Annotated in this window: 10 protein-coding genes and 1 pseudogene; 1 reads left to right on the plus strand and 10 read right to left on the minus strand. The window is 41.7% G+C overall.

Annotation, left to right across the window (positions count from 1 at the left end; genetic code table 11):
• Positions 1 to 58 precede the first annotated feature (58 nt).
• Complete coding sequence (locus GGR21_RS00780) at positions 59 to 2,557, plus strand: sugar-binding domain-containing protein (protein WP_183305240.1); 2,499 nt, start codon at positions 59 to 61, stop codon at positions 2,555 to 2,557.
• A 168-nt stretch (positions 2,558 to 2,725) separates the two neighbouring features.
• Here the strand turns inward: GGR21_RS00780 and GGR21_RS00785 are convergent, their stop codons facing one another.
• The 10 genes and pseudogenes from GGR21_RS00785 to GGR21_RS00830 all read right to left on the minus strand — a co-directional run bounded on the left by GGR21_RS00785 (position 2,726) and on the right by GGR21_RS00830 (position 15,449).
• Entirely contained in the window at positions 2,726 to 3,949 is a 1,224-nt protein-coding gene (locus tag GGR21_RS00785) for a DUF5009 domain-containing protein (protein ID WP_183305241.1), read from the minus strand.
• Between the two features lie 41 nt (positions 3,950 to 3,990).
• Positions 3,991 to 4,809 carry a ThuA domain-containing protein gene (locus tag GGR21_RS00790; protein ID WP_183305242.1) on the minus strand — a complete coding sequence of 273 codons (819 nt, stop codon included), beginning with the start codon at positions 4,807 to 4,809 and terminating at the stop codon, positions 3,991 to 3,993.
• A 236-nt stretch (positions 4,810 to 5,045) separates the two neighbouring features.
• Positions 5,046 to 5,732: pseudogene (locus GGR21_RS00795) on the minus strand (ThuA domain-containing protein); the annotation flags it as partial.
• Between the two features lie 281 nt (positions 5,733 to 6,013).
• Positions 6,014 to 6,433 carry a hypothetical protein gene (locus GGR21_RS00800; RefSeq protein WP_183305244.1) on the minus strand — a complete coding sequence of 140 codons (420 nt, stop codon included), beginning with the start codon at positions 6,431 to 6,433 and terminating at the stop codon, positions 6,014 to 6,016.
• A gap of 166 nt (positions 6,434 to 6,599) precedes the next feature.
• Positions 6,600 to 9,047 carry a glycoside hydrolase family 9 protein gene (locus GGR21_RS00805; RefSeq protein WP_183305245.1) on the minus strand — a complete coding sequence of 816 codons (2,448 nt, stop codon included), beginning with the start codon at positions 9,045 to 9,047 and terminating at the stop codon, positions 6,600 to 6,602.
• 41 nt (positions 9,048 to 9,088) lie between these two features.
• Positions 9,089 to 10,117, minus strand: a complete 1,029-nt coding sequence (locus GGR21_RS00810; protein WP_183305246.1) for a glycoside hydrolase family 18 protein — start codon at positions 10,115 to 10,117, stop codon at positions 9,089 to 9,091.
• A gap of 18 nt (positions 10,118 to 10,135) precedes the next feature.
• Entirely contained in the window at positions 10,136 to 11,455 is a 1,320-nt protein-coding gene (locus GGR21_RS00815) for an MFS transporter (protein WP_183305247.1), read from the minus strand.
• Between the two features lie 12 nt (positions 11,456 to 11,467).
• Complete coding sequence (locus GGR21_RS00820) at positions 11,468 to 12,202, minus strand: 6-phosphogluconolactonase (protein WP_183305248.1); 735 nt, start codon at positions 12,200 to 12,202, stop codon at positions 11,468 to 11,470.
• A gap of 7 nt (positions 12,203 to 12,209) precedes the next feature.
• Entirely contained in the window at positions 12,210 to 13,202 is a 993-nt protein-coding gene (locus GGR21_RS00825) for an ROK family protein (protein WP_183305249.1), read from the minus strand.
• Positions 13,203 to 13,235: 33 nt separating this feature from the next.
• Positions 13,236 to 15,449 carry a glycoside hydrolase family 3 C-terminal domain-containing protein gene (locus GGR21_RS00830; RefSeq protein WP_221232867.1) on the minus strand — a complete coding sequence of 738 codons (2,214 nt, stop codon included), beginning with the start codon at positions 15,447 to 15,449 and terminating at the stop codon, positions 13,236 to 13,238.
• Positions 15,450 to 15,458 lie beyond the last annotated feature (9 nt).

A 15,458-nucleotide genomic window follows, 5' to 3' on the forward strand; every position in this document is an offset into this window, starting at 1 on the left:
AGCGGTGTGTTATGGTTTTATCTGACGCTGATCGGTAGTTAATTAATCTGATTTTATTATGAAAATAATATATTTACTCATTACAAGTATCGTTTTATTCTCCTGCTCTTCGTATAAGGAAGCCAGGCATAACGAAGATTTTACCCTGGATTGGAAATTCTATCTGGGAGACGATTCGTTAGCTTCGGACTCACAATATGATGCTTCCGGTTGGCGGACTCTCGATTTGCCTCACGATTGGAGTATAGAGGCTGATTTTTCGGCAGACAATCCGGCAACACCGGGAGGAGGAGCTTTGCCTGGGGGAATTGGCTGGTACCGGAAAGAATTCGTAGTAGACAAAGCATGGGAAAATAAGAATATCTTTATTGATTTTGATGGTATCTACTGGAATAGTAAGGTCTGGATAAACGGACACTTGCTGGGTGAAAGGCCTAGCGGGTATGTCTCTTTCCGTTACGATCTTACTCCTTATATTAAGATTGGTGAGAAAAATACAATTGCTGTACGGGTTGATAATTCAGAGCAGCCTAATTCCCGCTGGTATTCAGGATCGGGTATTTACCGCAATGTATGGCTGGTAGTCACTAATTCTTTGTATGTAGATCATTGGGGTACTTATGTGACTACACCTCTTGTTTCTGCCGAAAAAGCAGAAGTGAAGATAGAGACGAGTGTGCGGAATACATCAAATAAGCCACAACAGTTCGAATTACACTCTATTATTATCGATAGACAAGGAAACGATGTGCTGAAGACAAGCAAACCTCTGACTGTTAGTTCCGATACCATTATCAGAGCCGAGCAGATATTAAATATGGTAAATCCGAACTTGTGGTCGGTAAAAACTCCATACATGTATAAAGTCCTGACTCGTATAGAACAGAATGGTAAAGTGATAGATGAATATGAAACACCGCTGGGTATTCGTTATTTTTCTTTCGATGCCGATAAAGGTTTTTTTCTGAACGGAGAGCATATAAAGATAAAAGGAGTATGTCATCATCACGATTTGGGGTGTCTTGGCACAGCCTTAAATGTACGGGCTTTGGAACGCCAGTTGGTTATGCTAAAAGAAATGGGATGCAATAGTATCCGTATGTCACATAATCCGCCTGCACCCGAACTTTTGCATATGTGCGATACAATGGGCTTTATAGTTATGGACGAAGCTTTCGATATGTGGCGTAAAAGAAAATCACCATACGATTATTCACAATACTTTGCCGAATGGCACGAGCGTGACCTGACAGACCTTGTCTTGCGTGACCGCAATCATCCGTCTGTTTTTATGTGGAGCGTAGGCAATGAAGTATTGGAGCAATGGTCGCACATAGATGCCGATACACTCGACCTACAACAGGCAAATCTGGTATTAAACTTTGCTAATACCATGGATAAAAAGGATGAGGATTCAGAGGAATTGCATATCAATTCATTATTGGCGGTTAAGCTGGTTGACATTGTTAAGAAACTAGATTCTACGCGTCCCGTTACAACGGGAAATAATGAAACGAAGCCAGGCAATCATATTTTCCGTTCCGGAGCAATGGATATTATAGGATTCAACTATCATGTAAATGACTGGTCAGATTTTCAGGAGAAATATCCCGGACAAAAATTTATTGTTACAGAATCAACTTCAGCTCTGATGTCGCGTGGTTATTATACAATGCCATCCGATAGCATCAGTATCTGGCCCGATAGCTGGGATAAGCCTTTGACCAAAGATGTCCAGCAATGTTCTTCTTATGACAATTGCCATGTGCCTTGGGGGAGTACACATGAAGTTACCTGGAATCTGGTGAAGAAACATGACTATATTTCGGGTATGTATCTTTGGACGGGTTTCGATTATCTGGGCGAACCTACACCTTTCTGGTGGCCGTCGCGCAGTTCTTACTTCGGGGCGATAGATCTTGCAGGATTCACTAAGGATGTATACTATATGTATCAAAGCGAATGGACTGATAAGGATGTGTTACATATCTTTCCTCACTGGAACTGGGAGGAAGGGCAGGATGTAGATGTCTGGGCATATTATAACAACGCCGATGAGGTAGAACTTTTCCTCAATGGAAAGTCCTTAGGCCGTAAGTCCAAGCCCGAAGATACGTTTCACGTATGGTGGCGTGTTTCTTATAAGGAAGGAATATTGAAAGCAGTTTCATATAAAAAAGGGAAAGAGGTGTTAACCAGAGAGATCAGGACAACAGGCGAACCTGTATCTATACGCCTTACTGCTGACAGGCAGGAGATAAAAGCTGATGGCAGGGATTTATCCTTTGTTACGGTAGAGGCTCTCGATGCAGAAGGAAATGCTGTCCCTGTAGCCGATGATCTTATTCGCTTTACGATAGAAGGGAATGGTTTTATTGCCGGAACGGATAATGGGGATGCTACCGACCCTGTTTCGCTAAAGAAGCCATACCGTAACTTATTTAGCGGGAAAGCACTAGTTGTAGTTCAATCCGGTAAAAATACAGGAGGTATAGTATTAAAAGCGACTTCTGACAATCTTAAAGAGGCAACTATTGTTATAAAAACCAAGAAATAGAAACAGGAGCGGAAACCTTTTTGTTCCTGTTTTTTGCTATTCGTAAATTACTGCAAACTCCAATGGCAAGCTCGTAGAGAAAGAAGTACACATAGACATCAGTATAGGCCGAGAGCAGGGTTGTCCTTTTTTAATTAGGACATTTCCACTTTCTTATGGTATAACTATTTATATTTTAAGTTTTACTCCGACCTTATTCAATAGGGCAGTAACCCCAATAGTAAGAAATGAAAACACTATACATTTCACTATACCTACTGGGTATGTTGTAACCGTATCGGGCAGATGAAAACTAGTCAGATAGAATATAGAATAAAGAATATACGGGATCAGGTAACAGGTAAGTGTAGCTGTTCCTGCAGGCTTGATAATGTTGAACCAGGAAGCTTTCCCTTTTTCCACAAGCCAGTATAAAAGCACATAAGTAGTTATAGAAATGGCTATGCAGTAAAATACCCATGGCGGAGTTTCCTGTACTTTAGATATTATCCAGAACTTATGGGAAATAAATCCTGCTGCAAATAGTATAACTATGGCTGCCCCTGCCATGATTAATTTCTTCTTGTTTCCTGTATTGATATATTTCACACCGATTACAGATAGAATAATTCCTCCCATTGTTAACGCAGGTAATGCACCATTGCCCAAATGCAGAATACTCACCATTTGATCGAGGAAATTACCTTGCCGCAGGCTTAATATGGCAGTTCCATCTATCATCTTTGATTTGAGAATACACCAGATGATAAGGATCAGCCAGACAGGAATCAGATATTTCAGTCGATCCCGGGTAAACAAATAGGTGAAAGCGCAAACCAGGTATGTCCATCCTATCAATCCTAAAATACCCCACCAGCGTGATTTGAATACTCCTCCCTCCCCATCACGGAATACAACAGCCAAATAGAGAAGGATAAGGATTCCTGCAATTTTCAGAACTGTGAACAGATATGATAGTTGCTTCTTTTCAGTTTTTGGATATACATTCCAGATAAGGAAGAATGCGGCAACCATCAGTATCCTGTAAGTAGCTATATTTAACCCTGTTACTTCTGATACTCCTGATTCGGAATTGACAATGAATACACCCATCAGCAACAACGCCAACGAGCGCGTAAGAACATGGGCAACCGTGCTAACTCCCGATAATCCTTTGCTAAATCGCCTTTCTATGGCGTAAGGAATAGACATACCTACGACAAAAAGAAAGCAGGGGAAGACCACATCGGCCAGCCCAAGCATATCCTGATCGTATTCGGCATGTCCCAGCCAGTCGGGCTCTCCTTTTATACTCCACAGGTCGTTGACAAAAATCATAAGTAGCATTGTCAGGGCTCTCAGGATATCTATAGCCACGTTTCTCTGTGTAAATCCGGTGTTTACTTCGTTCATATTTATTTAGTATTAGATTTAGTAAAAATAATCCTTTTTTCTTATTTCCTGAATGGATCTCCTTTTGTGTTTTGGCTTACTACCCATCTGAATGCATTCACAAACAGAAGCTTTTGTGTGGCATCAGTAAATTCGTCATCGCCATGTCCCATATTCAGGTAGATCATACGGTATTTTTTGTTTGTCCAAACGATAGGAAAATCTCCGAAGTTAACCACATCCTTGATCCCCAGAGGATAATTGTCGGGAGAGATTGACAATAAAACTTCCACATCTTTATTCTCCCTCGGGCTGGGATTCCATTGATACCATTCGCTTTCGGGTGCAATGAATGATGAAGGCAGATTTTTTGTTACAGGATGTGTTGTATTATCCATAACTAATTTTACGGGCTGAGGCGGCCAGTTGTTGCAATAAAAGATACCTCCGCCCAGGAATTCTACCAGCCAGGGCCAGTTCGTGTTTTTATCGTTGTAGGCAGCCGCATGGAAGCCAACCCAGCCGCCCCCGTTTTTCATGTATTTTTCGAAAGCTTCACGCTGGTCTTTTGCCTGTGGGGTTGCATTCAGCATCACCACCACATCGTATTCTTTTAGTTTTTCGTAAGGGTATTGCGAAAAGTCTGCTGTGATATCCAGATTAAAGCCCCTGCCATAGTTCAGCCTTTTGAAGAATTCAACCCCCTGTTCGGCAAACTTCACATGCGCTTCTTCTGCATGCGTTGTGTAATAAACCAATGCCTTGAATCGTGGTTCTTTAGCATAATTGGCCGGATAGCCCGTATTGTCCTGAGCATTAAGTAATGATATTGAAAAGAAAAATAGTAATGAAAATATAAAATGTAATTTATTGTTAGTCATTGTTATATGTATTTTATTTATAGGTTGTTAAATATGTTTTTAACTAAAAAGTAATGAATGTAATGAAAAATGAAGAATCTGGATTTCTCATGTTATATCCATTTTAACTAAAAGGTAACAAAAGTAATAGATTCCACTATCTTTATTTTTATTTTCAAATTTTCTCATTAGCATATCGGCATATTATCATATTAGCTTTTTATCCTATAGATAAAGATTCCTGGAATAAATAAAAGCTATTTCCCTGTCTCTGCAGCCCAAAGGATCGCATTCGAAAACATCTTCACAAAATCCTTTGAATCGAATAATGTTTTGGCATGTCCCATCAGGAAATATACATTGTGTGCTTTCATTTTCTGGTTTGTCCATACGGCAGGATGATCACCCATTTTTATATCCGAATCGGGAGTATATGTCGACTCGTCCACACTGGCCAGTACATGTACATTTGGCCTTGGGTTTTTATCGAATGTATACCATTCGTCATCAGGAATACTAAACGATTTATTCACGCCTTTCATCACAGGATGATCCATGTCTTCCACATTTACGGTTGCAGTAGCAAGGGCAGCGATATAGTTTTTGAATTTGATACTACCCATAAAGCCGGAAAACCATTGCCACATGGGATATCCGTCAAATTCGCCAAGCAAAGTTGCATGATGGAATCCTACCCATCCGCCTTTTCCTTCTTCTATGTATTTAATAAAAGCCGATTCCGCATCATTTGTCCATGTATAGGGAGGGTAGTCTAATTGAATAATTACCTTATACTGTGACAGGAACTCTTCATTTATCTGTTTTGTATTGTTTATTTCGGTGTATTCAAAATTGTTCTCTTTCGAGAATGTATCGAGCCATTTCAAAGCCGCATCGGTAAAACCGCCATGTTGTCCACCACGCTCAGTTAAAACTAATATTTTAAGTGGCTCGTTTTGTTCCTGGCTTTGTTGACTTTGCGAGCCTTTGGTGTTACAACTGATCAGTGTCAGAGCGAAAAGGATAATTAAGTAATAAATCTTTTTCATATATTCGGATTTTAGATATTATTCAATTTTGTAATTTACAGTCTACTAACTACTGCTTACTCTCTACTAATCTTCAATATTTCGCTATCAATGTCAACCACTTCCCGGCCGAAGTGATCCCCTGCTGGTGCGGATATCTCGTCCGCACCAGCAGGGGGGTACTCAGGAACGGGCTCTTATTCTACCCGTTCCCATATTTCATCGATTTCTTCCGGCCCGAAAGTTCCTGTACAATGCATCTTTCCATCTTCAAATTGTACCTTATATACAGCCTTTTCGCCTATACAGTCTCTCATGTTCGGACTTCTGTATTGCACCTCTTCGGTATACGTTTCGCCATCAAAAGAACAGGTTCCCCCCAGCGAAAGTACAATTACATTATCGTAGGTATGTGTCCATACAAAATGTCCTTCCGTGATGATCTTAACCTTTGCCTGATTGCCCGCAATACCTACCGCCGGATATACAAGCTTCCATACTCCAACAGTCGGATTTGGTTTCTTTGATTGGGCCTGAACGCTCGAAGCGGACAACGCAGTAACAAAAAGCAAAGCCATTATACAGATAAATGCAGAAAAGATAGTATTCTTCTTCATTGTCAAATCCCTTATTCGTGTCGGGCGCAACTTTTAAAATACTTAAAATATACTTGATTTATTTTGGATATTTATCAGCTAATTAATTTCTTCAAAGAGCTACAAGCTAATGGCTAATAGCTTACTACATAGATAAAGTTTCCGATTTCCGATTCATATCGATATATTAATATTCTGCTGTCAATGTCAGCCATTTCCCGGCTGAAGTTATCCATACTTCTTTATATGTAGCATTATTAGTCGGTGGCCAGTAAGGAATATCCTCATTTCCCAGACTACGTATGCCGACAGGCATTTCACCTGCCATCTCGCCCGAAGAAAAGGTGTCCATCTGCGGATAGTTATATCCTTCGCCGTATATCATCGATTGCCCGAATGGATTTTTGCCTACTACCCAATACAATTGCTCTTTGCCAATACGAAGCAGTTCTTCATCTTTCAGAAAATTACCACAAATGGCAGCTGCTTTTCCCATCGAAAGGAGAACTGCGTTATTCCCGTTGAAGATGCCGAATCCTACCGGGAAACGCCGCAGATAATGCTCCTTATCCAATTGTACGCCGTTTTTCAACTGTTTTGCGAATTCTCCGGCTTCATTTCCGCTGGTAAACAGATGCGAATGCTGGAAGCTAACTTCATCTTTCGGTTCATCGATATGGTAAACACCGCTGGCTATCATTCCGTAAGGTGCTGTATATTTGACAAGGCTTTTCAGGTAATCGCCATACAGGCGGATCGATTCTTCCCATTTTTTATAATCAGGGTGGTTTGGTTGTGTTTCGCAAAGGATTGTCATTGCCTGCATATAGACCTGCTCACGCGATTGGTGGTTATAGTGGACAATAACTTTCTTCGTTTTGTCACGATAGAAGAATCCTTTTATCTTGTCGTTGTCTCCTACTGGTTCTTTGCGTTGACAGTTGAGCGTGTAATTGATAAATTCAGTTGCCTTTTCTGCATAATACGGGTCTTTTGTTAGTTTATATAGCATACTGGCTGCCCACGATACAGTCGCCATATATTGGCTTTCCGATGTATTATAGCTATGTTCGTAGAAATGCAGGAAGCCACCGTAACCGTCTTTTTCGTATTTTCCCAGAGCGAACCTGAAGTCCTCTTTGGCTACCTTTGTAAGGTATTCCTGTAACATCGGGTCTCTGCCAATAGTAAGAGCTGCATAGGCTTCATATCCTGCATATAGGAAATTATCGAAAGAAATATTTTGTACCCTTACACTGGAAATATCATCCAGCGTGCCGAAAACACCATCCTGCCAGATAAGTAACCCCATACTGCTTGCCCGGTAGCCGTCTCCATAACGGTTGCGCAGGATAAATTCCAAGCCCCATTCTGCTTCTTCAAGCATGCGGGCAGCCAACAGCTCATTCTTGTTTTTCTGGGTATTATATGATTCCAGCAGGGCAAAAGTCACATCACTTGTTTGCAGGGTTTGTTGGGAGAGATCACCTGCATCGTGCCACCCTCCGGCATACGAGATCATTTTTCCGTCGTGCTTCGAGCAAAGGTCTAGATGGCAGGTCCCATGTTTGCCGGGTACAGGATAGCCACAGCGCTGACAGAATATGAAATTTAACACCCGCCAAAGGGAATTTTCCCATATTCTTTTTCCTATCTGAAAAGGAGGGGTAGTATAGTCTCCTACTTTCAGACTATACATTCCGGATTGATTAAAATCTGAAAAATCCAGGACATCGAATTCGCCTGTTGACGTTTTTTGCTTTTTTATTTTGCCATTGAAAGCAGTTTTATTGTTTTGCGTGTCTATAAGTTCAAAAGTATTATTGTGCTTCTCAATATTAATAATAGCAGTTTTTTTATCTCCTGACAGATAACCGCTTGTAGAGTAGATTATTTTATTCTTTCCCGGCACCCATCCACTGATTGTTTCGGGATTTTCTATCTGTTGCAGTTCTATATTTTTGATAAAATAACTGCAATTGTCACCTGTAGTTCTGTCTTTCCCCTTTATACTGACACTAAAACCTATTCTTTTTACTTTATCTCTCTGATATTCACTTAGATCAAGAAAGCAGGTATTGTCAGAATAATTAGTAAGATTGATCAGATGAGAACCCGACTGCCGATTGAGGCCTTCCTTTAAAGTTGTATTAGCATTCTCAAAATTGACATTTAAATTAACAACCCGGGCGCCCTCGCAGGCCGGATATATATTGAAAACGATACGGTTGTATTTTTCCCAGTTCTCGCTATCCAGATCGAAATAAAAGTTTACATGTCCATAGGTCGCATAGTCTGGATCGGATTCGGAGCCTTTAGCCTTGTGTCCGGTGTAAGTAGAATAAGTGAATCCGGCTATCTTATCTCCCGTTGTTGTTTCTGTATTTATTATTTTGCCTGAACCGGATATTTTCCAGTTTATTTTATCTAAATTCAGTTTTTGAAAATATAAGACATTCTTTTTTAATTCCCCTGCTTCGTACGACTTTGATGTATCTATAAGTAGCGGGCTGTGGATTATCCCTGTACGGATAATATCTTTTTCCAGTTCTTTATCGGTTGCGAATCCTTGTTGTCCGGATACAGACAAAACGATAAAAAAAAGAAAGATAATAATAACAATATATTTTCTCATATCTGCTTTTTATAAAAGTCCCCCTTGGGGGATTTAGGGGGCTACCTATTCAACCCATTGTACACCGCCTTGCGTAAAGTCCCCTCGTCATCGTCACCTGCATAATCCCAGTACATCGCGCCCAGCATACCGTTATCCTTAATATACTCACTTTTGATAGCTATGGAACGGGGATCGTCATACCCGCAAACAAATTCTATAGAGTCGCTACTCAGGTACGGGGCTTTTGCCACATCATCCCAATTCCTTTCGAAATGGGTGAGAGTAATAATATTTTTATAATTACTGAAATTGCCTACTTCTTTTCTTCCCCGTCCGTAGAAAGGTATACCCATTACGAGTTTATTTATTGGTATGCCTGCTTCCACATGAGCTTTTACTGCTTCGTCAACCGAAGTGCCCCCGGTGTATTTCGAACGGTAAAGTCCAGAGTGATGGTGTGGAGGATTTCCCATGTCGTAAGACATGATATTTACAAAATCGATATAGGGATCGATTCCTTTGAAATCGATGTATCTGGCATTAGCAGCCGTTGCAAGGGTCAATAGCTTATCTTTTCCTATTTCTTCGCGGATATCTTTCATCATAAAGGTGAAGTTTGCCTTGTCGGCGGGTGAAGCAGAGATGCCTGCCATGTTTGATGTCGGGTATTCCCAATCGATATCGATACCGTCGAGCCCGAATTCGTCGACTACCCGTTTGCAGTCTTTGGCAAACGAACGGCGGTTATTCTCATCTGCCGCCATCTCGCTGAAACGTCCGCTTCCCCATCCTCCAATGGAAAGAATGATTGTTAATGATGGTTTTTGCTTTTTAAGTTCGACCAGTTGGCTTAGCCGGTTTTCATTATCTATGCGTACACCATCGAATGTATTGGTCACATGGGCAAAGGCGTAATTTATATGTGTTATATAATCAGGATCGGGCATTATCCGGCTCCATGATGTAACATAGGCCACTACTATTTTCTCTTCTTTTTTGCTTGTTGTGCCCTCTGCCGTTTTGTTGGATTTACAAGAGAAAAGTAGTCCGGTAATAATAAGTAAGATTATTGTTTTAAGATAATTCATGATGTCGTTTTTTTGTTTTTATTCTGCTGTTTGTTTGATCCTTGAACCGATTAAAGCATAATACAACATAAATAATTCTCCGAATATAACTATCAACCATGTCCAGCGCCATCCGCCGAGGGCGTCGGCCAGTATGCCCTGCAGAAGAGGCAGGATAGCCCCACCGACTACTCCTATCATAAATACACCGGAAGCCACCGAAGTATATTTTCCCAGTTTGGCGATGGAAAGGGTAAAGATAGCCCCCCACATAATAGAGTGGAAAAGCCCTACGACGACCAACAGCCAGGGGTTATTTATTATGATTGCCAATATCGTTAGTGTCGTTGCAGAAATTGTTGTGGTAGTAAGCTGCATTCGTGGAGGAACCTTACTCAAAGAACTTCCCACAAGCCTGCCGATAAGCATACCGCCCCAATAGAGGGTAGCCATAAGCGCAGGAATGGCAAAATTGGTTCCGAAAATGGTAAGGGAATTATTTCCAAAGAAAGAAAACGGTCCGTTCAGGCTTTCCTGTTCTATTGCATAAAGGTTTATATTTGCACCGATAGAGACTTCAACACCTACATAAAAGAAAATAGCGACTACTCCCAATGTGAGGTGGCTGAACGACCATATGCTTTTTTCGAGTTTTTCGCCTGCCTCAGCTTTTGTCCCTTCTACATCGGGTAAAGATAGTTTAGTAATAATAAATGTAACGATCAGCATTATCCCGCTTAAAGCGAGAAAAGGAATCATCAGTTGGCTGACCTGTACCTCTTCCATTGTCAGTCCGCCGAATACTATTCCTGTTACAAAGAAGGGTGCGATTGTAGTCCCGATTGAGTTAGATGAGCCGCCTATGGCAAGCCGTTGAATGGGTTGTGTGCCTCTTACCGTGCAGGCAACAAGATACGGGTTGATCACCACTTGCAGAATAGTCGCTGATGCTCCTACAACGAACGAGCCAAGCAGGAATATGAAAAATCCTACAGGAACAGATGCCGATGCAATCTGTATTTTGGCTTCAGGAAACCAGACTGTGAACCATGAGGAAAGAAAGAAAATGAGCAGTCCCACGATCATGACAAGCAATCCTCTGACTAATGTGCCTTTGTAGCCGTATTTTGTAACCCATGCCGAACCGATACCACCAGTCAGAGGATATGCCAGAAACCATGAAAATGTTATGAGTGTCGCAAATGTATTTTTCAGATCAACTGCTCCTTCAAGAAATGCAGCTTTAAGAGGGCCTTGGAATTGACCGTTTGCGGTGGTGAGGAAACCTACTACAAAAAACAGGAATACCAGTGTTATAAATGGGCCTATGTAATTTATTTGTTTTTCATGTATTGTCATCTCGGTATGTTCTTAAGTTATATATTTTGCTGCTGCTTTATCGAGCAGGAATTCACAATTGGGATGTAGTTGTAGTATGGACGCTGGAATATCTGTTGTAACAGGGCCATAAAGCATCTCTTTTACAATATCAGCTTTTGCTTCACCCTTTGCAACCAGAAGTATTTTGCAGGAATGCATAATGTTTTTGAGTCCTAAGGTTATCCCTCCCAGTTTTTTCCCAACCGGAGTATTCGTTTCTTTTCTGATACGGGTTTCAAGTTCTTTGTCCATTGCCGATACCCATGTTTCCTGCCCGAATGGAGTTCCCGGTTGATTGAATCCCAGATGCCCGTTGGTGCCCAGTCCCAATATTTGTAAATCTATATCTCCTCTTCTCTCGAGTTCGGACTGAAAAATTTCACATTCCTTTTCAAAATCACCGGATAGAGTAGGGGGGATGATAAAGTTTTCGTCTTTTATTTCTAATGGATCTACAATTTCGTTTTTCAGCATTGTATAACAGGCTCCGGCATAATCGCGAGGAATGTTTATTACTTCATCCAGGCCGAATATCGTAACTTTTGATGTATCAAAAGGGCCTGTTTTATATATATCACCTGCTATAAAATGCATGTTTTTTGTGGTTCGCCCTGTAGATAGTCCGATTACAGCTTTAGGATTCACCAGCATTTCCCTGATGATTTGCCACGCCGCTATACGGTCAAATTCTACTTCGTTTTCGGCTATTGTTATTTTTAATGCCATAAAGTTGTCATTTTATAAATGCATGATCCATCAGTACTTTCTCTATTGTCTGATATCCTTCCATAGCAACTGTAGCTGCGCCTAATAGTCCTGCTAAATTGGGATCGAGCTGAGTTAATAAAACTCCATTGGAGACAAAGCGCATAGTTGTTTTATTCAGTTTATCGAGTATTTTAGGAAAAAGAAAACCGTCGGAAACAATGCCTCCACCGAGCACTACTGTGTCAGGGTCTGTCACCCTTACCAGGTTCATAATAAGGTTTGCAATACCTGTAATTGCATTTTCCACGAGTTGAACACAAAGTGGATCGTTTTGCTGGCTTAGAAAGAATATTTCTTTTACATCTACTTTAATATCCTCATTGCTGGGAATATACAGCTTTGTTTTATATTCTTTACTTAATAACCGGGCAGAACAGTCAAATCCTAATCCGGCAGAAATAAGTTCAACGCAGTCTTCCCGCCCGCATCCGCATTTAACTCCGGCTTTCACTCCTACATTTGTATGGCCTACCTCGCCTGCATTAAAATGACTTCCTCTGATAAGCTGCCCGTTCACAACAAATCCGGCAGCAATACCCGAGCCTGCATTGATGTATATGAAATTGTCTGACAAACGGCCATAGCCCCATCTTTTTACGGCTCTGGTAGCGCTTTTCACATCATTATCGATGAAACACGGCATTTCGAATGTTCTCGAAAGATCTTCTGCAAGAGGAATTTCCTGCGACCGTTTAGGATCGATTTGCAGCCAAATTCCGTTTCCATTGTCTACGCGCCCCATTAATCCGGCACCCATGCTTACCGGGCGTGCAGATGTAGCCCATCCTATAGTGGAGATGTAATCTTCCAGAGATCTCTTTATAATAGAAAAGGCCGACAGCTGATCCATATATCCGGTTTCATACCTCTTGGAATTAAGTATTTCACCTTTTTTGTTAACTTCACCTATTAGTAGTTTTGTTGCACCCAGATCGAGCGCCAGATATGTTTCATTCATAATAATCCTTATTTTAAGCTCATCTCTTTCTCCTTATTCAAGAGTAAATCTGACCTTATCTTTGATGTCTGTCGCTGAGGCCGCAATTATTGCCTCGAACTCTCCATTTTCAGCTTTCCATTCATGTTTCTTGTCATCGAAGAAACTGAGCGCTGTTTTGTCTACAGTAAATGTTACTGTTTTCATTTCCCCAGTTTTCAGAAATACCTTTTCAAATCCTTTCAACTCTTTTATGGGCCTTGGCAAAGATGATTTAAGGTCAGAGATGTATAACTGAACGATCTCGGCTCCGTCACGCTTACCTGTATTCTTAACAGTCACCGAGAACGATATCTTTCCGTCTGCCGTCATTCCTTTCCTGTCTGCCGTAACCTTTCCATATTCGAATGTCGTATAACTCAAGCCATGGCCAAATGCGAACAGTGGTTTAACATTCTCTTTGTCCGTCCATCTGTAGCCGACAAATATACTTTCATTGTAAGTCACCTCTTTATCCACTCCCGGATACTGCCCCAGTTGATGCGCCCCGTTATCCGATAGCTTTACCGGAAAAGTAAATGGCAGTTTTCCCGAAGGATTGGTATCCCCGGTTAAGATAGCCGCCAATGCCGTACCCGATTCCGTACCATTATACCATGATTGCACAATTGCCGGTACCTCATTTGCCCAAGGCATGGCCACCGCATTACCCGATATATTAACCACTACCATATTTTTGTTAGCCTTCAACAGTTCAGTAATCACTTTATCCTGATTGTATGGTAACTCCAGATGCTTACGGTCGTTCCCTTCCGCATCCTGAAAATTGCTCTTATTCAAACCACCGATAAATATCACCATATCTACCCCTTTGGCCATCGCAACCGCTTCGGCGATCAGTTCGTCCGCAGAACGCGGATCATTCAGATCTCTTTTTAATACTACTCCGTTGTATTTGCTTGTAGGATCTCCCACATAACCACGTGCATAAGAGATTTCTGCTGATGCGCCAACACGTTCAACTATCCCGTCCAGCGGCGCTACTTCATATTTAGCCTTCAGTGAAGAACTGCCACCCCCGACTGTCATCGGCTTGATCGCATTTTCCCCTACCACCAGTATTTTTTTAGTTTTTGAAAAGTCGATAGGTAAGAGACCGTTTTTATTCTGTAACAAAACGATTCCTTCCTCGGCTATCTTTCGTCCTGCCGCTGCATGCTCCGGTGTGCCGAATGACCCCCATGGGCGGTTTCTGTCCATTGTTGTACGAAAAGCCAGACGCAGGATATTACGTACTTTTTTGTCTACTTCCTCCACCTTTACTTCTCCCGACCGTAATAGTCTTAGGAACGGATTAGCCAGGTAATAATTATCGTACGCATTGCTGGTCCCTTCACTAAGGCCGTCAGTCCACGAACCAAACTCCATGTCGAGCCCGTTATATATCGCCTGCATGGTATTGTTGACACCACCCCAGTCAGAAACTACTACTCCATCGAATCCCCACTCACCACGGAGAATGTCATTCAGTAGATACTGATTATGGCAAGCCCATTGTCCTTTATAGCGATTGTAGGCTCCCATGATCGCCCATGCATTTCCTTCCTGTACCGCAGCCTTAAAAGCCGGCAGGTATATTTCATATAGAGCCCTGTCATCCAGGTTTACATTCACTGTATGGCGATCTATTTCCTGATTGTTAAGCGCATAATGCTTCACGCAAGCAGCGACCCCGTTAGCCTGTACTCCTTGAATATAAGGTACTACCATTTTAGAGGCTAGAAACGGATCTTCACCCATATACTCGAAGTTGCGGCCGTTGAGTGGTGTCCGGTAAATATTCACTCCCGGGCCTAACAAAATATTTTTGTTACGGTAACGCGCCTCTTCTCCAATGCTTTTTCCATAGAGCAGGGACATATCTTTATTCCATGTAGCAGCCAGTGCTGTCAATGCCGGGAAAGCGATACACGAATCGTTTGTCCATCCTGCCTGTTCCCATTCGTCCCAAAGTACTTCAGGACGGATTCCATGGGGGCCGTCGGTCGCCCAATTCTCAGGGATCCCGAGTCGTGGCACTCCTGCCGAACTGAACTTGGACTGCGCATGGCACATGGCCACTTTTTCTTCGAGTGTCATACGGGATAATGCATCCTCCACTCTTTCTTCTATCGGACGAGTTTCGTCCAAGTAGACAGGAATTGTGTTTTGTGCAAATAGTGAAATGCAGGATATACTGATCAGTAATAAACTTTTTATTTTTTTCATGATGTTTTG

Origin of the sequence: Dysgonomonas hofstadii (assembly GCF_014196915.1) — a bacterium.
In the GTDB taxonomy this organism is placed as follows: domain Bacteria; phylum Bacteroidota; class Bacteroidia; order Bacteroidales; family Dysgonomonadaceae; genus Dysgonomonas; species Dysgonomonas hofstadii.

Excerpts from the sequence above, each read along its gene's own strand:
- GGR21_RS00830 (WP_221232867.1), bottom strand. The coding sequence starts at position 15,449 with ATGAAAAAAATAAAAAGTTTATTACTGATCAGTATATCCTGCATTTCA.
- GGR21_RS00820 (WP_183305248.1), bottom strand. The coding sequence starts at position 12,202 with ATGGCATTAAAAATAACAATAGCCGAAAACGAAGTAGAATTTGACCGT.
- GGR21_RS00810 (WP_183305246.1), bottom strand. The coding sequence starts at position 10,117 with ATGAATTATCTTAAAACAATAATCTTACTTATTATTACCGGACTACTT.
- GGR21_RS00790 (WP_183305242.1), bottom strand. The coding sequence starts at position 4,809 with ATGACTAACAATAAATTACATTTTATATTTTCATTACTATTTTTCTTT.
- GGR21_RS00800 (WP_183305244.1), bottom strand. The coding sequence starts at position 6,433 with ATGAAGAAGAATACTATCTTTTCTGCATTTATCTGTATAATGGCTTTG.
- GGR21_RS00780 (WP_183305240.1), top strand. The coding sequence starts at position 59 with ATGAAAATAATATATTTACTCATTACAAGTATCGTTTTATTCTCCTGC.
- GGR21_RS00805 (WP_183305245.1), bottom strand. The coding sequence starts at position 9,047 with ATGAGAAAATATATTGTTATTATTATCTTTCTTTTTTTTATCGTTTTG.
- GGR21_RS00825 (WP_183305249.1), bottom strand. The coding sequence starts at position 13,202 with ATGAATGAAACATATCTGGCGCTCGATCTGGGTGCAACAAAACTACTA.
- GGR21_RS00785 (WP_183305241.1), bottom strand. The coding sequence starts at position 3,949 with ATGAACGAAGTAAACACCGGATTTACACAGAGAAACGTGGCTATAGAT.
- GGR21_RS00815 (WP_183305247.1), bottom strand. The coding sequence starts at position 11,455 with ATGACAATACATGAAAAACAAATAAATTACATAGGCCCATTTATAACA.